The sequence below is a fragment of the Pseudomonas sp. WS 5021 genome (assembly GCF_012985535.1).
Classification (GTDB): domain Bacteria; phylum Pseudomonadota; class Gammaproteobacteria; order Pseudomonadales; family Pseudomonadaceae; genus Aquipseudomonas.
In genome coordinates, this window is record NZ_JAAQWP010000010.1 from 39,401 (window position 1) to 61,677 (window position 22,277).

Annotated in this window: 19 protein-coding genes and 2 tRNA genes; 1 reads left to right on the forward strand and 20 read right to left on the reverse strand. The window is 58.1% G+C overall.

Features of this window, described 5'->3' with window-relative positions; translation table 11 throughout:
- Positions 1–52 precede the first annotated feature (52 nt).
- The 15 genes from pnp to rlmE all read right to left on the reverse strand — a co-directional run bounded on the left by pnp (position 53) and on the right by rlmE (position 15,410).
- On the reverse strand, positions 53–2,158 hold the full coding sequence (gene pnp / locus HBO19_RS25025; protein WP_169955077.1) for a polyribonucleotide nucleotidyltransferase: 2,106 nt from the start codon (positions 2,156–2,158) through the stop codon (positions 53–55).
- A gap of 194 nt (positions 2,159–2,352) precedes the next feature.
- Entirely contained in the window at positions 2,353–2,622 is a 270-nt protein-coding gene (rpsO, locus tag HBO19_RS25030) for a 30S ribosomal protein S15 (RefSeq protein ID WP_003177875.1), read from the reverse strand.
- A 159-nt stretch (positions 2,623–2,781) separates the two neighbouring features.
- Positions 2,782–3,699 carry a tRNA pseudouridine(55) synthase TruB gene (truB, locus tag HBO19_RS25035; RefSeq protein WP_169955078.1) on the reverse strand — a complete coding sequence of 306 codons (918 nt, stop codon included), beginning with the start codon at positions 3,697–3,699 and terminating at the stop codon, positions 2,782–2,784.
- A 3-nt stretch (positions 3,700–3,702) separates the two neighbouring features.
- Complete coding sequence (rbfA, locus tag HBO19_RS25040; protein ID WP_029298974.1) at positions 3,703–4,098, reverse strand: 30S ribosome-binding factor RbfA; 396 nt, start codon at positions 4,096–4,098, stop codon at positions 3,703–3,705.
- A 159-nt stretch (positions 4,099–4,257) separates the two neighbouring features.
- Entirely contained in the window at positions 4,258–6,777 is a 2,520-nt protein-coding gene (infB, locus tag HBO19_RS25045; RefSeq protein WP_169955079.1) for a translation initiation factor IF-2, read from the reverse strand.
- A gap of 27 nt (positions 6,778–6,804) precedes the next feature.
- Complete coding sequence (gene nusA, locus HBO19_RS25050; protein WP_038445977.1) at positions 6,805–8,286, reverse strand: transcription termination factor NusA; 1,482 nt, start codon at positions 8,284–8,286, stop codon at positions 6,805–6,807.
- Between the two features lie 59 nt (positions 8,287–8,345).
- On the reverse strand, positions 8,346–8,804 hold the full coding sequence (rimP, locus tag HBO19_RS25055) for a ribosome maturation factor RimP (protein ID WP_032867412.1): 459 nt from the start codon (positions 8,802–8,804) through the stop codon (positions 8,346–8,348).
- 140 nt (positions 8,805–8,944) lie between these two features.
- Positions 8,945–9,021: transfer RNA gene (locus HBO19_RS25060), tRNA-Met, on the reverse strand.
- A gap of 96 nt (positions 9,022–9,117) precedes the next feature.
- A tRNA-Leu gene (locus HBO19_RS25065) sits at positions 9,118–9,203 on the reverse strand.
- 21 nt (positions 9,204–9,224) lie between these two features.
- Positions 9,225–9,608: a preprotein translocase subunit SecG gene (gene secG, locus HBO19_RS25070; RefSeq protein WP_029298979.1), complete on the reverse strand. Its 384-nt coding sequence runs from the start codon at positions 9,606–9,608 to the stop codon at positions 9,225–9,227.
- 4 nt (positions 9,609–9,612) lie between these two features.
- Positions 9,613–10,368 carry a triose-phosphate isomerase gene (tpiA, locus tag HBO19_RS25075; protein ID WP_070994377.1) on the reverse strand — a complete coding sequence of 252 codons (756 nt, stop codon included), beginning with the start codon at positions 10,366–10,368 and terminating at the stop codon, positions 9,613–9,615.
- Between the two features lie 66 nt (positions 10,369–10,434).
- Positions 10,435–11,772, reverse strand: a complete 1,338-nt coding sequence (gene glmM, locus HBO19_RS25080; RefSeq protein WP_029298983.1) for a phosphoglucosamine mutase — start codon at positions 11,770–11,772, stop codon at positions 10,435–10,437.
- A 16-nt stretch (positions 11,773–11,788) separates the two neighbouring features.
- Positions 11,789–12,640 carry a dihydropteroate synthase gene (gene folP, locus HBO19_RS25085; protein ID WP_170058510.1) on the reverse strand — a complete coding sequence of 284 codons (852 nt, stop codon included), beginning with the start codon at positions 12,638–12,640 and terminating at the stop codon, positions 11,789–11,791.
- A gap of 8 nt (positions 12,641–12,648) precedes the next feature.
- The gene (gene ftsH / locus HBO19_RS25090; RefSeq protein ID WP_029298988.1) at positions 12,649–14,559 is read right to left on the reverse strand and encodes an ATP-dependent zinc metalloprotease FtsH; all 1,911 of its coding nucleotides are present in this window, start codon (positions 14,557–14,559) and stop codon (positions 12,649–12,651) included.
- A gap of 200 nt (positions 14,560–14,759) precedes the next feature.
- Complete coding sequence (rlmE, locus tag HBO19_RS25095; RefSeq protein ID WP_038445965.1) at positions 14,760–15,410, reverse strand: 23S rRNA (uridine(2552)-2'-O)-methyltransferase RlmE; 651 nt, start codon at positions 15,408–15,410, stop codon at positions 14,760–14,762.
- A gap of 105 nt (positions 15,411–15,515) precedes the next feature.
- Here rlmE and HBO19_RS25100 point away from each other — a divergent pair, with 105 nt between their 5' ends.
- Entirely contained in the window at positions 15,516–15,824 is a 309-nt protein-coding gene (locus HBO19_RS25100; RefSeq protein ID WP_029298992.1) for a YhbY family RNA-binding protein, read from the forward strand.
- 8 nt (positions 15,825–15,832) lie between these two features.
- On the opposite strand, the gene HBO19_RS25105 is transcribed toward HBO19_RS25100, so the two are convergent.
- The 5 genes from HBO19_RS25105 to dapB all read right to left on the reverse strand — a co-directional run bounded on the left by HBO19_RS25105 (position 15,833) and on the right by dapB (position 22,268).
- Positions 15,833–16,237 (reverse strand): MFS transporter, encoded by a 405-nt coding sequence (locus tag HBO19_RS25105; protein ID WP_169955083.1) that lies wholly within the window; start codon positions 16,235–16,237, stop codon positions 15,833–15,835.
- 28 nt (positions 16,238–16,265) lie between these two features.
- Positions 16,266–16,742 carry a transcription elongation factor GreA gene (greA, locus tag HBO19_RS25110; protein WP_032862903.1) on the reverse strand — a complete coding sequence of 159 codons (477 nt, stop codon included), beginning with the start codon at positions 16,740–16,742 and terminating at the stop codon, positions 16,266–16,268.
- Entirely contained in the window at positions 16,739–19,960 is a 3,222-nt protein-coding gene (carB, locus tag HBO19_RS25115) for a carbamoyl-phosphate synthase large subunit (protein WP_169955084.1), read from the reverse strand. Before carB ends, greA begins: the two co-directional genes overlap by 4 nt.
- Before the next feature lie 105 nt (positions 19,961–20,065).
- A complete protein-coding gene (gene carA, locus HBO19_RS25120) occupies positions 20,066–21,202 on the reverse strand; it encodes a glutamine-hydrolyzing carbamoyl-phosphate synthase small subunit (RefSeq protein ID WP_170058511.1) in 1,137 nt (378 codons plus the stop codon).
- Positions 21,203–21,461: 259 nt separating this feature from the next.
- Complete coding sequence (gene dapB / locus HBO19_RS25125; RefSeq protein WP_170058512.1) at positions 21,462–22,268, reverse strand: 4-hydroxy-tetrahydrodipicolinate reductase; 807 nt, start codon at positions 22,266–22,268, stop codon at positions 21,462–21,464.
- Positions 22,269–22,277: the final 9 nt, after the last annotated feature.

Sequence of the window (22,277 nt, forward strand, 5' to 3'; positions counted from 1 at the left end):
AAAAAAAAGGACTCCGAAGAGTCCTCTTTTTCAGCGTGAAGCCTGGGAGTGATTAAACGCCCGAAGCCTTGGCTGCTGCTACGTCCTTGATGGACAGTTTGATACGGCCGCGGTTGTCCACGTCCAGTACCAGCACTTCCACTTCCTGGCCTTCTTTGAGGATGTCGGTCACTTTCTCAACGCGAGCATCGCTCAGCATGGAGATGTGAACCAGACCGTCCTTGCCCGGCAGGATGTTGACGAATGCGCCGAAGTCGACGATGCGCTCAACCTTACCGACGTAGATCTTGCCGATCTCTGCCTCAGCGGTGATACCCAGGACGCGCTGGCGTGCAGCTTCAGCCGCTTCCTTGGTTTCGCCGAAGATCTTGATCGAACCGTCGTCTTCGATATCGATCGAGGCCTTGGTTTCTTCACAGATCGCACGGATGGTCGCGCCGCCTTTACCGATGACATCACGGATTTTGTCGGTGTCGATTTTCATCGCGATCATGGTCGGAGCATTTTCCGACAGTTCGGTGCGGGACTGACCAATGATCTGGTTCATCTGGCCGAGGATGTTCAGGCGCGCTTCCAGGGCTTGGCCCAGAGCGATTTCCATGATTTCTTCGGTGATGCCCTTGATCTTGATGTCCATCTGCAGCGCGGTCACACCTTTGGCGGTACCGGCTACTTTGAAGTCCATGTCGCCCAGGTGGTCTTCGTCGCCCAGGATGTCGGTCAGGATGGCGAACTTCTCGCCTTCTTTAACCAGGCCCATAGCGATACCGGCAACCGGTGCCTTCATCGGAACGCCGGCGTCCATCAGAGCCAGGGAAGCACCGCAGACCGAAGCCATGGAGCTGGAACCGTTGGACTCGGTGATTTCCGACACAACACGAATGGTGTACGGGAACACGTCGGCGGCAGGCAGCATGGCTGCAATCGAACGACGGGCCAGGCGGCCGTGACCGATTTCGCGGCGACCAGCACCACCCATGCGACCACACTCACCTACCGAGAACGGAGGGAAGTTGTAGTGCAGCATGAACGGGTCTTTTTTCTCGCCTTCCAGGGTGTCCAGCAGCTGTGCGTCACGGGCAGTACCCAGAGTCGCGACTACCAGGGCCTGGGTTTCACCACGGGTGAACAGGGCCGAACCGTGGGTCTTCGGCAGAACGCCGACTTCGATGTTCAGCGGACGTACGGTGCGGGTGTCGCGACCGTCAATACGTGGCTTGCCGTTAACGATATTTTCGCGAACGGTGCGGTATTCGATTTCGCCGAAGGCTGCTTTGACTTCGCTGGAAGAAGGCTGGCCTTCTTCACCGGACAGCTTGGCAACAACCTGGTCCTTCAGTTCACCCAGGCGAGCGTAACGGTCGGCCTTGATGGTGATGGTGTAGGCGTCGGAGATCGCAGCACCGAACTCGGAGCGAATAGTGCCCAGCAGTGCGGTGGCTTCAGGCGCAGGAGCCCAGGTCCAGGTTGGCTTGGCAGCTTCAGCAGCCAGTTCTTTAACAGCGTTGATCACAACCTGGAACTCGTCGTGAGCAAACAGTACAGCGCCCAGCATCTGGTCTTCGGTCAGCTCTTTGGCTTCCGATTCAACCATCAACACGGCTTCCGAAGTACCGGCAACGACCATGTCCAGGCTCGAAGCTTTCTGTTGTTCGTAAGTCGGGTTCAGCAGGTAGCCGGTGCTTTCGTGGAACGCAACACGGGCTGCGCCGATCGGGCCATCGAAAGGAATACCGGAGATGGCCAGGGCAGCCGAGGTGCCGATCATCGCAGCGATGTCCGGATCGGTCTTCTTGCTGGTGGAAACGACGGTGCAGACAACCTGCACTTCGTTCATGAAGCCTTCTGGGAACAGCGGACGGATCGGACGGTCGATCAGTCGGGAAGTCAGGGTTTCTTTCTCGGAAGGACGGCCTTCACGCTTGAAGAAACCACCAGGGATCTTACCGGCAGCGTAAGTCTTTTCCTGGTAGTGAACGGAAAGAGGGAAGAAGCCTTTGCTTGGGTCAGCGGTCTTGGCGCCTACAACGGTCACCAGTACGGTAACGTCGTCGTCAACGGTGACCAGCACTGCGCCGGAGGCTTGACGGGCAATACGGCCTGTCTCGAGGGTAACGGTCGACTGACCGAACTGGAATTTTTTGATAACCGGGTTCACGGTGTCCTACCTTCTTTGTGGCTCTTGGGGAACTTGTCTTCTTGCGAAATTCTTGGGCAATGTCGGGAATCGGCCCAACGCCTGTCCAGGGTAAAACGTGTATCCAGATAAAACTTGAGGCTGGAAGCCTGCCATGGGCCAGCGGGAAACCCACTGACACACGACAGCCAACCAACCTCTAGCGCAATCGCTGATTAGCGACGCAGACCCAGGCGACCGATCAGAGTCTGATAACGACCCAGATCCTTGCCTTTCAGGTAGTCCAGCAGCTTACGACGCTGGTTTACCATGCGGATCAGACCACGACGGGAGTGGTGATCTTTACCGTTGGCCTTGAAGTGACCTTGCAGCTTGTTGATGTTGTGGGTCAGCAGTGCAACTTGCACTTCTGGCGAACCAGTGTCACCAACAGCTTGCTGATAGTCAGCTACGATTTGTGCTTTTTCTTGAACGTCGAGAGCCATGAGGCAATCCTTTTTTCAGGAAACCACCCAAAGGGCAGTTTCAACAGGCCAGGGACAAATCCCTGTATCTAAAAATGAGTAGTGACCGTGCCTGTTAACAGCCACCCTCGTTCCAGTTTGCGTAAAAACTACTGCGCTTTTACCACAAACTGGTTCCGGTCATTCTGACCGAATCAGTCGACGCGGCGCGATGCGCCCGTCTTCGCTCACTTCACCGATACCGATAAAGCGACCGTTGTGATCTTGTACCCGCACCATGCCGAACTTCGGGGCATCCGGTGCACGTACTGGCTGGCCGTTGAGCCAGTAGAACGCGCTGTGCTCCGAAAAGTGCAGCAATGGCCAATCCAGCAAGCCGCTGTCCGATGGCATCAGGAAGCGATCAACTGCTTCATTGCCGCCTTCGGCATGCACGGCTTCCAACTCTTCCAGCGTGACCGTCTGGGCCAGGGTAAAAGGGCCAGCCTGGGTGCGTCGCAGTTCTGCAACGTACGCGCCGCAACCGAGCTTTTCACCGATATCTTCCACCAGGGTACGGATATAGGTGCCTTTGCTGCAGTCCACGGCCAAGCGGGCAGTCTCGCCTTCACAGGCAAGCAATTCCAAGCGCGCAATAGTAACAGAACGCGGTTCGCGCTCCACTACTTCGCCCGCACGTGCCAGCTTGTAAAGAGGCTGGCCATCACGCTTGAGAGCCGAGTACATCGGCGGTATCTGACTGATTTGCCCACGAAAAGCGGGTAAAGCGGCCTCGATATCTGCACGACCAACGGTCACGTCACGAACCTGCAGAACATCACCTTCGGCGTCAGCCGTGGTGGTGGTCTTGCCCAGTTGCATCAGGGTTTCGTAACCCTTGTCTGAATCGAGCAGGTATTGCGAGAACTTGGTGGCCTCGCCAAAGCACAATGGCAATACGCCAGTAGCCAAGGGGTCGAGGCTGCCGGTGTGCCCGGCCTTCTCGGCATTGAGCAGCCAGCGGACCTTCTGCAAAGCGGCATTGGAGGTAAAGCCAATGGGCTTGTCGAGCAGGATGATGCCACTGACGTTACGACGGATACGCTTGACCTGAGCCACCGCTTACTCCTTGGCGTCTTCAGGTGTGGACGGATGCTGATTGTCTTCAGCCACGGCACGTTCGATCAGGGCCGACAGGTGCGCACCACGCACGACGCTTTCGTCGTAGTGGAAGTGCAACTGGGGCACGCTGCGCAGCTTCATCTCACGGGCCAACTGCATGCGCAGGAAGCCTGCGGCAGAGTTGAGCACCTTGATGCTTTGCGCGATCTCTTCGCTATTGTCCTGGCCCATCACGGTGATGAAGATCTTCGCGTGACCAACGTCACGACTCACTTCAACAGCGGTAATGGTGACCAGGCCAACGCGCGGGTCTTTGACTTCGCGACGGATCAGTTGGGCCAGCTCGCGCTGCATCTGATCGCCGATACGTTGGGTACGGCTGTATTCTTTTGCCATGTCTTGTTACCTGTTACTGCCACACGGTGAAACCCGTGGGGTCTGAAAGCGGCAAACGCCCGGCCTGACAAAAGCCAGACCGGGCGTTGCGTTTAGAGTCCGGACACTGCGCGGGACATTTGCATGCCCACACGCGGCGTGGCTCCTGAAGTGCGCGAGTTAGAGGCTGCGAGCAACCTGGACCTTCTCGTAGACTTCGATCTTGTCGCCAGGCTTGACGTCGTTGTAGCTCTTGACGCCGATACCGCATTCCATGCCGGCACGTACTTCGGAAGCGTCATCTTTGAAGCGGCGCAGGGATTCCAGCTCGCCTTCGAAGATAACGATGTCTTCACGCAGTACACGGATTGGACGGTTACGGTGCACAGTACCTTCGATAACCATGCAACCGGCGATCGCGCCGAACTTCGGCGAACGGAACACGTCACGCACTTCGGCAACACCCAGGATATTTTCCCGCACGTCACTGCCAAGCATGCCGGTAAGGGCTTTCTTGACGTCTTCGATGATGTCGTAGATGACGTTGTAGTAACGCATGTCCAGGCCTTCCTGCTCGACGATCTTCCGTGCGCCAGCATCGGCACGCACGTTGAAGCCGAACAGTACAGCGTTGGAGGCCAGTGCCAGGTTGGCATCGGATTCGGTGATACCACCGACACCGCCACCGACAACACGCACTTGCACTTCGTCGTTACCCAGGCCGTTCAAGGCGCCGTTCAACGCTTCGAGGGAACCACGGACGTCAGATTTGAGGACGATGTTAAGCGTCTTCTTCTCTTCCTGGCCCATGTTCTCGAAGATGTTTTCCAGCTTGCCGGCGTGAGCACGGGCCAGCTTGACTTCGCGGAACTTGCCTTGACGGAACAGAGCCACTTCACGGGCTTTCTTCTCGTCGGCAACTACGCTCATCTCGTCGCCAGCGTCCGGGGTACCGTCCAGGCCAAGAATCTCGACCGGGATAGCAGGACCTGCTTCCTTGATTGGCTTGCCGTTCTCGTCGAGCATGGCACGTACACGGCCGTAGTTCGAACCGACCAGCACCATGTCGCCTTGGCGCAGGGTACCGTCTTGAACCAGCACGGTCGCAACCGGGCCACGACCCTTGTCGAGGCGCGATTCAACCACGACACCACGGCCAGGAGCCGATGGCGTAGCGGTCAGTTCCAGGACTTCGGCTTGCAACAGGACTGCTTCGAGCAGTTCGTCAACGCCGGTACCCATCTTCGCCGAGACCGGTACGAATGGAGTGTCGCCACCCCACTCTTCGGATGTCACGCCGTGAACCGACAGTTCGCTACGGATGCGATCGAGATCGGCGCCCGGCTTGTCGATTTTGTTCACTGCAACCACCAGCGGCACACCAGCAGCCTTGGCATGCTGAACGGCTTCGATGGTTTGTGGCATTACGCCGTCGTCCGCTGCAACCACCAGGATCACGATGTCGGTCGCCTTGGCACCACGGGCACGCATTGCGGTAAACGCGGCGTGACCTGGGGTATCGAGGAACGTCACCATGCCACGGTCGGTTTCAACGTGGTAGGCACCGATGTGCTGGGTGATGCCGCCGGCTTCGCCCGCTGCAACCTTGGCACGACGGATGTAGTCGAGCAGGGAAGTCTTACCATGGTCAACGTGGCCCATTACGGTCACGACTGGCGCACGGGAAACTGCCTCACCTTCAAACTTCAGGGACTCGGCCAGGGAATCTTCCAGGGCGGTGTCGCTGACCAGGGTCACTTTGTGGCCCAGCTCCTCAGCAACCAGTTGGGCAGTTTCCTGGTCCAGTACCTGGTTGATGGTGGCCGGAGTACCCAGCTTGAACATGAACTTGATGATTTCAGCAGCCTTGACCGACATCTGCTGGGCCAGATCGCCCACAGTGATGGTCTCGCCGATCTTCACTTCACGCACGACAGGGCCGGTTGGGCTCTGGAAACCGTGGGCGTTGCGTTTCTTCAGTTTGGCCTTGCCGCGACCACCACGACGGAAGCCATCGCTTTCTTCGTCGGTAGTACGTGGCGCAACGCGTGGAGCAGGCGCTTTCTCTTTGACCGAAGCACGATGTGGAGCGTTTTTGCGCTCACCATCACCACTGCCGCGACGATTGTTATCGTCTGCGCGTGGCTTGTCCGGACGACGAGGTTCGTCGCGCTTGCGAGCGTCGGCTGCAGGAGCAGGTGCGGCGGCAACAGGAGCGGCCTCACGCACAGCTTCAACAGGCGCGGCAGGAGCGGCGACTGCATCAGTAGCGGATTGCGCAGCAGCAGGCTGGCGACGCGCTTCTTCTTCGGCGCGACGCTTGGCTTCTTCTTCAGCCTTCTGACGTGCAGCATTTTCTACTGCGCGACGTTCGTCCATCTCGCGTTTGCGCTCGGCTTCGATTTCTTCCGGGCTGCGCTGTACGAAGACTTTCTTCTTACGCACTTCAACGCTGATGCTTTTGCTACCAGCCACCCGCAGGGTGCTGGTTGTTTTGCGCTGCAATGTAATCTTGCGCGGTTCTTCCACTTTCGCCTTGTGGCTGCTTTTCAAGTGAGTCAGCAACGATTGCTTCTCACTGTCGCTCACATGTTCCTCGGCGGCGGTGTGCGGCAGACCTGCCTCACGCATCTGCTGCAACAGGCGCTCTACCGGTGTTTTGACCTCATCGGCCAGTTGTTTCACCGTGACTTGCGTCATGCACTTCTCTCCTCAGGCCGCGCCTAATTACTCGAACCAATGGGCTCGGGCGGCCATGATCAACTTGCCGGCACGATCATCGTCAATGCCGTCGATGTCGAGCAGGTCGTCAATAGACTGCTCGGCCAGGTCTTCGCGGGTAATTACGCCGCGCACCGCCAGTTCCATCGCCAAATCCTTGTCCATACCCTCAAGCGAGAGCAGGTCTTCGGCCGGATGGGCGTCTGCCAGCTTTTCCTCAGTAGCGATGGCTTTAGTCAACAAGCGATCCTTGGCCCGAGCGCGAAGCTCGTTGACGGTGTCTTCGTCAAAGCCGTCGATGTTGAGCATTTCCTCCACCGGTACGTAGGCAATCTCTTCCAGGCTGGTAAAGCCTTCATCTACCAGCACCTGTGCCAGGTCTTCGTCGACTTCCAGCTCGTCGATGAAGTTGCGCAGGATGTCGCCGGTTTCTGCTTGCTGCTTAGCCTGGATGTCCGATTCGGTCATGACGTTCAGGGTCCAGCCAGTCAACTGGCTGGCCAGACGCACGTTCTGACCACCGCGACCGATGGCCTGGGCCAGATTGTCTGCGCCAACGGCGATGTCCATTGCATGGGCATCTTCGTCAACAATAATTGCCGCGACTTCGGCCGGGGACATGGCGTTGATCACGAACTGCGCCGGGTTATCGTCCCACAGCACGATATCCACACGCTCACCGCCCAATTCGCCCGACACTGCCTGGACGCGCGAACCGCGCATACCAATGCAAGCACCCTGCGGGTCGATGCGTTTGTCCTTGGAGCGGACCGCGATCTTGGCGCGCGAACCCGGGTCGCGGGACGCAGCCATCACTTCGATCAGGCCTTCGGCAATTTCCGGCACTTCAATACGGAACAGCTCGATCAACATTTCCGGCGCAGTACGCGACAGGATCAGTTGAGGGCCACGGTTCTCGGTGCGGATTTCCTTGAGCAGCGCACGCAAGCGCACGCCAACACGGAAGGTTTCGCGAGAAATGATGTCTTCACGGGCCAGCAACGCTTCAGCGTTGTTACCCAGGTCGACGATCACGTTGTCGCGGGTCACTTTCTTCACGGTGCCGGAGATGATTTCCCCCAGGCGCTCGCGATAGGCGTCAACGACTTGAGCGCGCTCGGCTTCGCGGACCTTTTGCACGATGACTTGCTTGGCAGTCTGTGCAGCGATGCGGCCGAACTCGATGGACTCGATCTTTTCCTCGACGACGTCACCCACCTGGGCACCAGGATGCGTTTGCGCAACCTTGCTTGGCCAGGTTTCGATGGCCGGATCATCAAGATCGGCTTCTTCGACGACTGTCCAGCGACGGAAAGTCTCATAGGCTCCGGTGTGGCGGTTGATTTCCACACGCAGATCAACTTCGTCTTCAAAACGCTTTTTGGTAGCAGTGGCCAAGGCCAACTCCAGCGCTTCAAAAATCACGTTAGCCGGTACGCCCTTTTCATTGGATACCGACTCAACAACCAGCAGTACTTCTTTGCTCATCGTACGCCTCGCCTTTCGCAAGCCATTGGATCCGCGGGATCCGCAGTTTCTGGCACGTCTCAGTCAAAACTGGGAATAATGTTGGCCTTGTCGATCATATCGATCGGCAACAGGAACTCGTGGTCTTCTACCTGCACCACTACATCCTGTTCTTCTACACCGCGCAGAAGGCCCTGAAAGTTGCGTCGCCCTTCAAAAGGAGATCGCAGCTTGATCTTCACTTGTTCACCGGCATATTTAGCAAACTGCTCAATAGTGAACAGTGGGCGTTCCATGCCTGGCGAGGAAACTTCGAGGGTGTATTCAACGGCGATCGGATCTTCAACATCCAGGACACCGCTGATCTGACGGCTGACGATGGCACAATCGTCCACCAGCACGCCGCCCTCTTTATCGATATAAACGCGCAACATTGAGTGGCGACCTTGAGCCGAAAACTCAATACCCCAGCATTCATAGCCTAGGGCCACGACCACCGGGGCCAGCAAGGCCTGCAACTCTTCTAGCTTGCTCGACACCTGAACCCCCTCGTGCATGTATGTGCATGCTGTGCAAAATAAAAAAATGGGCGAAACGCCCATCCTTGAAACGCCGTCGAACAGCGGCGTTGAAAGTGTCCAGCTAACAAAAAGCCCCTTAAAAGGGGCTCCGCTAAAACTGGTTGCGGGGGCCGGATTTGAACCGACGACCTTCGGGTTATGAGCCCGACGAGCTACCAGACTGCTCCACCCCGCGACAAAGCTGGGGCGGAAGTATACGACCGATCCCTTACAGGGTCAATGTAACCTTCCACCTACAAGAAAGCCCGCAACAGCGGGCTCTCCTGATAATTGGTACCGAGAAGGGGACTCGAACCCCTACACCCTATGGGCACAACCACCTCAAGGTTGCGTGTCTACCAATTCCACCACCTCGGCAATACAGCGTTTACAACCTTCTTACTTCTGCTCTTGAGCTGGAGGCACGTCAGTCGCTGGAGTAGCCGACTTTTGCTCTTGAAGCACCGGAACATCATCAGAAGCCGGTTTTGCTTTTGGTACTTCCAACACTGCTGGATCTGGCAAACCTGCTTGAGTCAGCACATGAGCTTTCTCTTTAGCAAAGTAACCTAACCCCAGGCTGGTTATGAAGAAACCGGCGGCAAGTATAGCAGTAAACTTACTAAGAAAGGTAGAGGAACCTTGGCTTCCGAACACAGTATTTGAAGCACCTGCCCCGAAAGACGCACCAGCGTCCGCACCTTTACCCTGTTGCAGCAATACCAGGGCAACAACGCCCAGCGCACCCAACAGATGAAAAACGACTACGACTGTTTCCAGCATTTTCTCAGTTTCCCGCGGCGCGACAAATCGCACCGAACTCATCTGCATTCAGGGAAGCTCCACCAATGAGCCCCCCATCGATATCCGGCATGCCGAACAGTTCGACCGCATTGGCCGCCTTCACGCTGCCGCCGTATAGAAGCCGCACACCTTGTGCGACCTCAGAATTCTCTGCCGCCAACTGCGCGCGGATGGCTGCATGCACATCCTGCGCCTGTTGCGGTGTAGCAGTCAGCCCGGTGCCAATGGCCCAGACCGGCTCGTAAGCAATCACTGCCTTTGCAAATGCACCAACACCCAGCTCCTCGATGATGCTGCCCAGCTGACGCGAGACAACTTCAAGAGTCTTGCCCGATTCACGCTGCTCCAGGGTTTCCCCTATGCACAACACTGGAATCAAGCCACAAGCCTGTGCCGCTGCGAACTTGCGGTTGAGCGTCCCATCCCGCTCGCCCATCATCTGACGGCGCTCGGAGTGCCCAACAAGCACATAGGAACAACCCGCATCAACCAACTGACTCGGTGCAATCTCACCGGTCAACGCACCCTGCATGGCTTCTACTGCGGAATTCTGCGCGCCGACCTGGATCGACTTGCCTTTCAAGCCATCAACCACTTGGTTGATATGCAAGCAAGGCGGGAATACCGCAATATCGACACCGCTTGGCAAAGCCAGGTGACGAAGGCCATTGACCAGCTCAGCGACACTGGCGCGGGTACCGTGCATCTTCCAGTTACCAGCTACCATAGTGCGACGCATGCTGTACCTCGTCGGTCAAAGTGGGCGCAGATGTTACCCAACCACATCATCACTGGCAAGCCGAATTCAGGCGCAAACTTCAGTTACCAGTTTTGCCAGCTCTTCGGCGTAGCCACGAACCTGTGTTTCGTCATCGCCTTCAACCATCACACGCACCAAAGGCTCGGTCCCCGACTTGCGCAACAAGACCCGGCCACGCCCCGCCATGGCGACGGTAACGCGCTCACAGGCTTCCTTGATCGCCGGGTGCTCGATAGGGTTTTCACCACCCGAGAAACGCACATTGAGCAATACTTGAGGGCACTTGCGTAGCGCCTGGCGCGCCTGAGCCAGGCTTTCTTCGCGGCGACGCAGGGCCAATAGTACCTGCAGCGCCGCGATAATCGCATCACCGGTGGTGGTGTGCTGGAAGCACACGACATGGCCCGAATTCTCGCCACCCACCACCCAGTTGCGCTCCAGCAGCTCGGCAATCACGTAGCGGTCGCCAACATTGGCGCGCACGAACGGGATCCCCAGGTCGGCCAGGGCCAGCTCCAGCCCCAGGTTACTCATCAAGGTACCGACGACGCCGCCTTGGAGCTTGTTACGCTCATGCAGGTCGCGGGCAATGATGAACAGCAGGTCGTCACCGTCGACGATGGCGCCGGTATGATCGACCATCAGCACGCGATCACCGTCACCATCGAAGGCGATACCCAGGTCCGCGTGCTCGGCCAATACCGCTGCCTGCAATTGCCCCATGTGGGTCGAACCGCAGTTGTCGTTGATGTTCAGGCCGTTAGGCTGAGCCGACAGCACGGTGACCTCGGCGCCCAATTCCTTGAATACGCTGGGAGCGACCTTGTAGGTGGCACCGTGGGCACAGTCGATGACCACCTTGAGCCCGGCAAAATTGGTGCTGGTAGGCACGCTGCTTTTGCAAAATTCGATATAACGACCCGACGCGTCGTTGATCCGCGATACCTTGCCCAGCTTGCTCGACTCGACGACGGTCATCGGCGCATCCAGCAGCTCTTCAATCATGTGTTCGATCTCGTCCGGCAGCTTGGTGCCCTGGCCCGAGAAAAACTTGATGCCATTGTCGTCATGGGGATTGTGCGAAGCGCTGATCACAATTCCGGCTTCAGCGTGAAAGGTACGCGTCAGATAAGCGATCGCCGGCGTAGGCATCGGCCCCAGCAACATCACATCAGCCCCGGCAGCGGACAGGCCCGCCTCCAGCGCAGACTCGAACATGTAACCGGAGATCCGCGTGTCCTTGCCGACCAGGATGCGGCATGCGCCCATGCTGCGAAAGGCCATCCCGGCCGCCCAGCCCAGCTTGAGCATGAAATCCGGAGTGATCGGGAATTCGCCGACCCGACCACGAATACCGTCGGTGCCAAAATATTTCTTTGTCATAAGTGCTCCATCATTCTTATTCGGCTGATTCTACCGCTTCGATCATCCGCACTACGTCAACTGTCTCGGCCACATCATGCACCCGCAGAATGCGCGCGCCCTTGGCCACGGCCAGTGCCGCGAGGGCCAGGCCGCCATACAGGCGCTCGCCCACGGGACGATTCAAGGCCAGGCCTATCATGCTCTTGCGTGACACCCCAACCAACAGGGGGCGACCAAGGGCATGCAGCGACTCCATATGTTTGAACAGGCTCAAGTTGTGCTGCAGGGTTTTGGCAAAACCAAACCCCGGATCGAGAATGATCCGCTCAGGTGCAATTCCTGCAACGGCGCATTGGGCAATGCGACTCACCAGAAATTCCGTCACTTCTTCAACCAGGTTGTCGTAGTGCGGGGCGTCCTGCATCGTCCCGGGCTCGCCAAGCATATGCATCAGGCACACAGGCAACCCGGTGGCAGCAGCAGCATCCAGCGCACCATCGCGCTGCAATGAGCGCACATCGTTGATTAGCCCCGCGCCGAGTCGCGCGGTCTCACGCATGACGGCGGGCGTCGAGGTATCTACCGAGATGATGACATCCAGCTCACGATGGATTCGCTCGACAATCGGCGCAACACGCTCCATCTCCTCCAGCGGGGAAACAGCACGTGCTCCAGGCCGGGTCGACTCACCACCGACATCGATAATGGTCGCACCCGCAGCCACCATTGCTTCTGCATGACGCAAAGCCGCGTCCAACTGGCTGAAGCGACCACCGTCGGAAAAGGAATCAGGGGTTACGTTGAGAATGCCCATAACGTGGGTACGGGCCAAATCAAGAACCCGGTTGCCGCAAGGCAACCGGGTGGAGGACAACACAGAAGTCATTTCAAGCCTTAAAGGTCGGCAGCCGGGCCGCCGATTGGGTTTTCCGGGCGCTCATTCTGTACCACTGGCGGTGTGCCAGAAGTACCCGAACCACCTTCCCAATCACGAGGCTCGCGAGGAGTACGGCCAGCCATGATGTCGTCGATCTGCTCGGCATCAATAGTCTCGTACTTCATCAGGGCATCAGCCATGGCGTCGAGCTTGTCACGGTTATCGGTAAGGATCTGCTTGGCCGTGCCGTAGCACTGGTCAATGATGCTGCGCACTTCAGAGTCGATCAGCTTGGCAGTCTCGCCGGAGAAGCTGGCACTTTGACCGCCGCCACCACGACCCAGGAATACTTCGCCTTCTTCCTCGGCATACATCAGCGGGCCGAGTTTTTCCGAAAGACCCCACTTGGTGACCATATTTCGCGCAATCTGGCTGGCACGCATGATGTCGTTGGACGCGCCGGTGGTTACACCGTCAAAGCCCAAGGTCATCTCTTCGGCGATACGGCCGCCGTACAGCGAGCAGATCTGGCTGATCAGGGCACGCTTGGAGAGGCTGTAACGATCCTCTTCCGGCAGGAACATGGTGACACCCAACGCCCGACCACGAGGAATAATCGACACCTTGTAGACCGGGTCATGCTCAGGCACAACGCGACCTACAATGGCGTGACCGGCTTCGTGATAAGCGGTGTTCTGTTTCTCTTTCTCGGACATGACCATGGATTTGCGCTCAGCGCCCATCATGATCTTGTCCTTGGCCAGCTCGAACTCTTTCATCTCGACGATGCGCTTGCCGGTACGGGCAGCGAACAGCGAGGCCTCGTTCACCAGGTTGGCCAGGTCGGCACCGGAGAAACCAGGAGTACCACGGGCAATCACGCCCGGCGCCACGTCATCGCCCATTGGCACTTTGCGCATATGGACCTTGAGAATCTGCTCGCGGCCACGGATATCCGGCAAGCCAACCACCACCTGGCGGTCGAAACGGCCCGGACGCAGCAGCGCTGGGTCAAGTACGTCAGGACGGTTGGTGGCGGCAATCACGATGATGCCGTCGTTCATTTCAAAGCCGTCCATCTCCACCAGCAACTGGTTGAGGGTCTGCTCACGCTCATCATGACCACCCCCCATGCCAGCACCACGATGGCGACCGACAGCGTCGATTTCATCGATGAAGATAATGCATGGCGCGTGCTTCTTGGCCTGCTCGAACATGTCACGCACACGGCTGGCGCCTACACCGACGAACATCTCGACGAAGTCGGAACCGGAAATGGTGAAGAACGGCACCTTGGCTTCGCCGGCAATCGCCTTGGCGAGCAGGGTTTTACCGGTACCCGGAGGACCAACCATCAGTACGCCGCGAGGAATACGGCCACCCAAGCGCTGGAACTTGCCTGGGTCGCGCAGGAACTCGACCAACTCGCCGACTTCTTCCTTGGCTTCGTCGCAACCGGCAACGTCAGCCAGGGTGGTTTTTACCTGGTCTTCGGAAAGCAGGCGCGCCTTGCTCTTGCCGAAGCTCATCGGCCCGCCCTTGCCTCCTGCACCACCTTGCATCTGGCGCATGAAGAACATGAACACGGCAATAATCACCAGGATCGGGAAGCTGGCTACCAGCAACTGGGTCCAGATGCTCTGCTGCTCAGGCTGCTTGCCCTCGACGACCACCTTGTTGTCCACCAGGTCGCCGATCAGGCCATTGTCCTGGATCGCCGGACGGATGGTCTTGAAGCTGTCGCCATCGTTGCGCTTGCCGGTGATCACGTAGCCATCAACCGCTACGCGCTCGACCTTGCCATCCTTAACTTGCTGGATGAAGTCGGAATAGTTGAGGGTCTGCGGCTCGTTAGGGCTGGAGAAGTTGTTCATCACCGTCACCAGGACAGCCGCGATGATCAACCACAGGATCAGATTCTTTGCCATATCGTTCAATTAACTACCCTCTGAAGCAAGCTCCGCTACTGGCGCGCGCTTCGCATGATATTCACCGGCCTAACTTACTACATTACCTACAACTCTGGCAGGCGCCGTCTGTAACCCTTTGTGAAACTTTGACTACACAATATTCGTAAAGCTTCGTGACGAAAGCGATATAAAAAAACCTATCGACTCCCTTAAAACCTTTAAAGACGCTCATCACTGGCAGCGCCTTCGACACCGCGGTAACCGCGGCCCAGCAAATACTGCTCGCGAGACCTGTCCCTCGATGAGTCAGGCTTGCGGGTCTGCACCTTGTCGAACAGCTTGCGCATGTTCTTGTGGTACTCGTCAAAACCTTCCCCAAGGAAAACCTTGACCAGAAAATCACCACCCGGACGCAGAACCCTTCCTGCCAGATCCAGTGCCAATTCGCACAGGAACATGGCGCGTGGCATATCCACGGCTGGTAATCCACTCATATTGGGGGCCATATCCGAAATCACAAGGTCTACCTGCGAATTTCCGACAGCCTCGAGGATCTGTGCCAACACGTCATCGCGGGTAAAGTCGCCATGGACGAAGGTCACATCAGGGATGCTGTCCATCTCCAGGATATCGGAAGCGATCAACCGGCCTTGCCCACCAATCAGACGACTGGTCACCTGGGACCAGCCACCTGGGGCTGCGCCAAGATCGATTACGCTCATGCCTGGACGGATCAACCGGTCCTTTTCCTGGATCTCCAGCAGCTTGTAGCTGGCCCGGGAACGGTAGCCATCCTTTTGCGCCTTTTTGACGTAAGGATCGTTGAAATGCTCTTTAAGCCAGTTAAGGCTAGTTTTGGAACGGGCCACGGGCCACCTCGAAAATAAAACGGGTCGTGATTAACTGGGCGGTCCCGGACTCGCTCGGGTAAACTGGCCGCCGCTTTTTACAAGATCAGACGCAGGGGTCAGATTATGCCGCTCACTCAAGAGCAGAAGAAACAGTACAAATCCATTGGCCACCATCTGAAACCAGTTTTGATCGTGGCTGACAACGGTTTGACTGAAGGTGTGTTAGCCGAACTTGAACGCGCATTAGGCGATCACGAGCTGATCAAGATCAAGGTCAATATCCTCGATCGCGAAGCGCGCCTGGCCGCCATTGCAGAACTGTGCAAGGTGGGCAAGGCGGACCTGGTTCAGGTCATCGGCAAGATGGCGCTGCTGTATCGCAAGAATTTCAGCGCCAACAAGCAATTGTCGAACGTTCACCGCTTCAAATGATACAAGGGTCACGGGCGTGCTTCGCGCGCCCTGCCACTCCATCCCGGCGCAGGTTGTACCACCAGCACCAAGCCAGAAAACCCTAGCACAAGATAGCTGAACAGCTGCCAGCGCAAGGCTTCCGGCAGCAATATGCGCACCACGCAATACATTGCGCACGCATACAGCGCCATCAACAGCAGTTGCCCGCGCATATCCCGCCACAAACTCCCCAAGCCCTCAGCCTTGACCAGCACCAATGCCTGGAGAGTCACGCACGCCGCCGCAAATCCCACCAGCAGCGCACTCAATAATCCGCCGATCTCATCGATCAGCAACGGCGCCAGGCCAATCATGCCCAGTACCGGCAATACACCCAGGTGTAACAGCCACAGGCCGCCAACCCAGAGCATCTGGGCCAGCTGCCAAAGCATGGCGCCCGCTGGAAGCGGGCGCCCTCCTTCAGATGTGACGAACTTCGACAATCTCGTACTCGATCACGCCACCAGGCGTCTTGACGGCGACCACGTCACCCTCTTCCTTGGCGATCAAGGCACGGGCCAGCGGCGAACCGACGGAGATCTTGCCGAGTTTGAAGTCAGCCTCGTCCTCACCCACGATATGGTAAGTCACGCTTTCATCCGTCTCGACGTTGGCGATTTCCACAGTCGTGCCAAAAATCACCTTGCCGGTCTTCGGAATGGTCGTGACATCGATGATGACCGCATTCTGCATGCGCCCTTCGATATCACGGATCCGCGCCTCGACCATACCTTGCTGCTCACGAGCAGCGTGGTATTCGGCGTTTTCCTTCAAGTCACCCAACTCACGGGCCGTACCGATGTCCTGGCTCAGCTTTGGACGTACGACCTTGGTCAGGTGGGCGTGCTCCTCTTCCAGGGCCTTGGCGCCCTGGACTGTCATAGGGTATTTGATCATGCCTTCAATCCTGCGTGTAGATCCTGCAAGCGACGCACGGTCTTTTCCGGACCGAACTTGAGCGCTTCACAGATAGCTTCGCCAGCAGCAATGGTGGTGGTGCAGTAGATCTTGTGCTGCAAGGCGTTACGACGAATGGAGTAGGAGTCCGCGATCGACTGGCGACCTTCGGTGGTGTTGATGATCAGGGTGACTTCGTCATTCTTGATCATGTCGACCACGTGCGGACGGCCTTCCGTTACCTTGTTCACGCGACGCACTTTCAGGCCAGCGGCTTCAATCAGCTTGGCGGTCCCGGCAGTGGCCACGACTTCGAAGCCCAAGTTGATCAGATCACGGGCCACGCCTGCAACCAGTGGTTTGTCATCATCACGCACGCTGATAAACGCAGTACCGCCGGTCGGCAGCACTTCGCTGGCGCCCATCTGGGCCTTGGCGAATGCTTCGCCGAAGGTATCGCCCACGCCCATCACTTCACCGGTGGACTTCATCTCTGGGCCCAGGATCGGGTCCACGCCAGGGAATTTGGCGAATGGGAATACCGCCTCTTTCACGCTGTAGAAGTTCGGAATGATTTCCTTGGTGAAGCCGATTTCCTTCAAGGTCTTACCGGCCATCACACGGGCGGCAATCATTGCCAGGGATACGCCGATGCACTTGGAAACAAACGGTACGGTACGCGAGGCACGTGGGTTGACCTCGATGACATAGATGTCTTCGCCCTGCAGCGCCAACTGTACGTTCATCAGGCCGACCACACCCAACTCCAAGGCCATTTTCTTGACCTGTTCGCGCATCTCGTCCTGAATGTGCAGCGGCAGCGAGTACGGCGGCAGGGAGCAGGCGGAGTCACCGGAGTGAACGCCCGCCTGCTCGATGTGCTGCATGATCGCGCCGATCACTACGTCGGTACCGTCGCAGACCGCATCCACGTCCATCTCGATGGCGCAGTTGAGGAAGTGGTCCAGCAGCACCGGGCTGTCATTGGACACTTTCACCGCATCACGCAGGTAGCGCTTGAGTTCGTCTTCTTCGTAGACGATTTCCATCGCCCGGCCGCCCAGCACGTAGGACGGACGCACCACCAGCGGGTAGCCGATCTTGCTGGCGGCGCGGATGGCTTCATCTTCGCTGCGCACAGTAGCGTTTGGCGGCTGACGCAGGTTCAGGCGCTCGACCATTTGCTGGAAGCGCTCACGGTCTTCGGCACGGTCGATGGCGTCTGGGCTGGTACCGATGATCGGCACGCCGGCCGCTTCCAGGGCCCGCGCCAGTTTCAGCGGGGTTTGCCCGCCGTACTGCACGATCACGCCTTTTGGTTTCTCGACGCGACAGATTTCCAGCACGTCTTCCAGCGTTACCGGCTCGAAGTACAGGCGGTCAGAAGTGTCGTAGTCAGTGGAAACAGTTTCCGGGTTGCAGTTGACCATGATGGTCTCGTACCCGTCTTCGCGCAGGGCGAGGGCGGCGTGTACGCAGCAGTAGTCGAACTCGATGCCCTGGCCGATACGGTTTGGACCGCCACCCAGGATGATGATCTTGTCGCGACCCGACGGCGCGGCTTCGCACTCTTCCTCGTAAGTGGAGTACAGGTACGCGGTGTCGGTGGCGAACTCTGCAGCGCACGTGTCAACACGCTTGTAGACCGGGAAGATATCCAGCTTGTGGCGGTGGGTGCGCAGGTTTTTCTCGGTCACACCCAGCAGCTTGGCCAGACGCTGGTCGGAGAAGCCTTTGCGCTTGAGGCGGAACATCAGGTCGCGGTCGATAGAGGAAAGACCCAGGGTCTTGACCTTCTCTTCTTCCTTGATCAGATCTTCGATCTGCACCAGGAACCACGGGTCAATCATGTTCATGCCGAAGATGTCTTCGACGGTCATGCCCGCGCGGAAGGCGTCAGCCACGTACCAGATACGCTCGGCGCCCGGGACGGTCAGCTCGCGCTTGAGGATGCTCATGCTTTCCGGGTTGCTCAGGTCGAGCTTCTCGTCCAGACCGCAAACGCCCACTTCCAGGCCACGCAGGGCTTTCTGCAGGGACTCCTGGAATGTCCGGCCAATGGCCATGACTTCACCGACCGACTTCATCTGAGTGGTCAGGCGGGCGTCGGCTTTCGGGAACTTCTCGAAAGCGAAGCGCGGCAGCTTAGTGACGACGTAGTCGATCGACGGCTCGAAGGACGCCGGCGTAGCACCGCCCGTGATTTCGTTTTGCAGCTCGTCCAAGGTGTAACCGATCGCCAGCTTGGCAGCGATGCGTGCAATCGGGAAGCCGGTAGCTTTTGATGCCAGCGCCGAAGAACGCGATACACGCGGGTTCATCTCGATCACGACCATGCGGCCTGTGTCCGGGCAGATACCGAACTGAACGTTGGAACCGCCGGTTTCAACGCCGATCTCACGCAGTACCGCCAACGAGGCGTTACGCATGATCTGGTATTCCTTGTCCGTCAGGGTTTGCGCAGGTGCAACGGTGATCGAGTCACCGGTGTGCACGCCCATCGGGTCGAAGTTTTCGATCGAGCAGACGATGATGCAGTTGTCCTTTTTATCGCGGACAACTTCCATCTCGTACTCTTTCCAGCCGATCAGGGATTCGTCGATCAACAGCTCTTTGGTCGGCGACAGATCCAGGCCGCGGGCGCAGATTTCTTCGAACTCTTCACGGTTGTAAGCGATACCGCCGCCGGTGCCGCCCATGGTGAAGGACGGACGGATAATGCACGGGAAGCCCAGCTTTTCGAGAACCGCGTTGGCCTCTTCCATACTGTGGGCGATACCCGAGCGCGGGCAATCCAGACCGATAGACTTCATGGCCTTGTCGAAACGCGAACGGTCTTCAGCCTTGTCGATGGTGTCGGCATTGGCGCCGATCATTTCTACGCCGAACTTTTCCAGGACGCCTTCGCGCTCCAGGTCCAGGGCACAGTTCAGTGCAGTCTGGCCACCCATGGTCGGCAGCAGTGCGTCCGGACGCTCTTTCTCGATGATCTTGGCAACGGTCTGCCATTTGATCGGTTCGATGTAGGTGGCGTCGGCCATGTCCGGATCGGTCATGATGGTGGCCGGGTTGGAGTTCACCAGGATGACGCGGTAACCCTCTTCGCGCAGGGCCTTGCAGGCCTGGGCGCCGGAGTAGTCGAACTCACAGGCCTGGCCGATAACGATCGGGCCAGCGCCGAGAATCAGGATGCTTTTTATGTCTGTACGTTTTGGCATGGGTTTGTCACTCAAATCCGCAGGTCAGTCGGCAAGCCGTCTTGAACAATCTTTGAAGAGCCTGCGGGGGCCACCGAAATTCGGGGCCGCCCGCAAGCCACTCAGTCAGCGTCGCTTGGCCATCTCATTGATGAAACGGTCGAACAGCGGCGCTACGTCGTTCGGGCCCGGGCTCGCTTCAGGGTGGCCCTGGAAGCTGAACGCGCTCTTGTCGGTGCGCTCGATACCCTGCAGGGAACCGTCGAACAGCGACTTGTGAATGGCACGCACATTGGCCGGCAAGGTAGCTTCATCCACCGCAAAACCGTGGTTCTGGCTGGTGATCATCACCACGCCCGTATCCAGGTCTTGTACCGGGTGGTTGGCACCGTGATGGCCATGGCCCATTTTCAGGGTCTTGGCGCCGGAGGCCAGGGCCAGCAGTTGGTGACCGAGGCAGATACCGAATACCGGGATCTCGGTGTCCAGCACTTGCTTGATGGCCTTGATGGCGTAGTCGCATGGCTCCGGGTCACCCGGGCCGTTGGACAGGAACACGCCATCCGGTTGCAGGGCCAGTACGTCGGCGGCCGGGGTTTGCGCCGGCACCACGGTTACGCGGCAACCGCGCTCGACCAGCATGCGCAGGATGTTGTACTTGATGCCGTAGTCGTAGGCCACGACGTGGTACGGCAGCTCGCTGGCTTCGATAGTCGCGTGGCTATCGGTCTTCAAGTCCCAGACAGTGGAGCGCCACTCGTACTTCTCTTTGGTGCTGACAACTTTCGCCAGGTCCATGCCTTTCAGGCCAGGGAAGCCCTGCGCTGCAGCAATCGCAGCTTCTTCGGAAATATTGTCACCGGCCATGATGCAGCCGTTTTGCGAACCTTTTTCACGCAGGATGCGCGTGAGTCGGCGCGTGTCGATACCAGCGATTGCCACCACGTTGTTGGCTTTCAGGTAATCGGACAGAGACATCGTGTTACGCCAGTTGCTCGCAACCAGTGGCAGATCACGAATCACCAGACCGGCCGACCAGACACGATCAGACTCGACGTCTTCCGGTGTGGTACCGGTGCTGCCGATGTGCGGATAGGTCAGGGTAACGATCTGTTGGGCGTAGGAAGGATCGGTAAGGATTTCCTGATAGCCGGTCATGGCGGTGTTGAACACCACCTCTCCAACGGTCTGACCGTCGGCTCCAATGGCTTCGCCGCGAAAAATGCTGCCATCAGCAAGGGCGAGTATGGCTGGCTTAGTCAAGAAGACCTCCCGTAAATAAAGCCTGAAAGGGCGATCGCAGGTTGTAAAAAAGCGGAGTGACGTATGGACACGTCACCCCGCTTCTTCACTGAATTATTCTGCGCGCTTTTAGTGGACACACTAAAGCTGTAGCTTACAGAAAAAGGCTTTTTTGGTCCACCGCTAATGAGCCGAAAAGGCAGGAGAATGCGACAGGACGTCGCTTAGCGGGTAAAAACGGGGCCCTAGAGTAATACCCGGGGCCCGTTTTTGCTACTGATTAACGCAGATCCAGCACATCTTGCATGTCATAGAGGCCCGCTTCGCGCCCCTCCAGCCACAATGCCGCACGCACTGCGCCCTTGGCGAAAGTCATGCGGCTGGAGGCCTTGTGGGTGATTTCCAGGCGCTCACCTTCGGCAGCAAACAGCACCGTGTGATCACCGACCACGTCACCGCCGCGCACAGTGGCAAAGCCAATGGTCTCGCGCTCGCGAACACCGGTATGCCCCTCGCGACCATACACCGCGACTTTCGACAGATCGCGCCCCAACGCATCGGCAATCACTTCACCCATGCGCATGGCGGTCCCCGATGGCGCATCGACCTTGTGCCGGTGATGGGCCTCAATGATCTCGATATCCGCATCATCACCCAGCACCCGTGCAGCCATGTCGAGCAACTTCAGCGACAGGTTGACGCCCACACTGAAGTTGGCGGCAAACACGATAGGAATGTCCTTGCCCGCCGCGACGAGCAACTGCTTCTGCTCGGCATTCAGGCCGGTGGTGCCAATGACCATGGCCTTGCCCGCCTTGCGGCAGAACGCCAGGTTTTTCAGCATCACTTCGGGCAGGGTGAAATCGATCAACACATCGAATTCATCAACCACTTGCTCCAGGCTGCCGGACAGCGCCACACCGATCCGCCCCAGCGCAGCCAACTCGCCAGCATCGGCGCCGATCAGCGTACTGCCGGGGCGTACGATTGCCGCAGTCAACCCCGACAGAGGCGAGCGCTGCTGCACCGCCTCCACCAGGTTCTTACCCATGCGCCCGGAGGCGCCCATCACTGCTATACGTCGCATATCCACGTC

Coding starts and splice junctions, on each gene's coding strand:
- carB (WP_169955084.1), bottom strand. CDS start 19,960: ATGCCAAAACGTACAGACATAAAAAGCATCCTGATTCTCGGCGCTGGC.
- infB (WP_169955079.1), bottom strand. CDS start 6,777: ATGACGCAAGTCACGGTGAAACAACTGGCCGATGAGGTCAAAACACCG.
- HBO19_RS25105 (WP_169955083.1), bottom strand. CDS start 16,237: ATGCTTTGGCAGCTGGCCCAGATGCTCTGGGTTGGCGGCCTGTGGCTG.
- HBO19_RS25100 (WP_029298992.1), top strand. CDS start 15,516: ATGCCGCTCACTCAAGAGCAGAAGAAACAGTACAAATCCATTGGCCAC.
- rbfA (WP_029298974.1), bottom strand. CDS start 4,098: ATGGCAAAAGAATACAGCCGTACCCAACGTATCGGCGATCAGATGCAG.
- secG (WP_029298979.1), bottom strand. CDS start 9,608: ATGCTGGAAACAGTCGTAGTCGTTTTTCATCTGTTGGGTGCGCTGGGC.
- nusA (WP_038445977.1), bottom strand. CDS start 8,286: ATGAGCAAAGAAGTACTGCTGGTTGTTGAGTCGGTATCCAATGAAAAG.
- glmM (WP_029298983.1), bottom strand. CDS start 11,772: ATGACAAAGAAATATTTTGGCACCGACGGTATTCGTGGTCGGGTCGGC.
- tpiA (WP_070994377.1), bottom strand. CDS start 10,368: ATGCGTCGCACTATGGTAGCTGGTAACTGGAAGATGCACGGTACCCGC.
- ftsH (WP_029298988.1), bottom strand. CDS start 14,559: ATGGCAAAGAATCTGATCCTGTGGTTGATCATCGCGGCTGTCCTGGTG.
- greA (WP_032862903.1), bottom strand. CDS start 16,742: ATGATCAAATACCCTATGACAGTCCAGGGCGCCAAGGCCCTGGAAGAG.
- folP (WP_170058510.1), bottom strand. CDS start 12,640: ATGACTTCTGTGTTGTCCTCCACCCGGTTGCCTTGCGGCAACCGGGTT.
- dapB (WP_170058512.1), bottom strand. CDS start 22,268: ATGCGACGTATAGCAGTGATGGGCGCCTCCGGGCGCATGGGTAAGAAC.
- rpsO (WP_003177875.1), bottom strand. CDS start 2,622: ATGGCTCTCGACGTTCAAGAAAAAGCACAAATCGTAGCTGACTATCAG.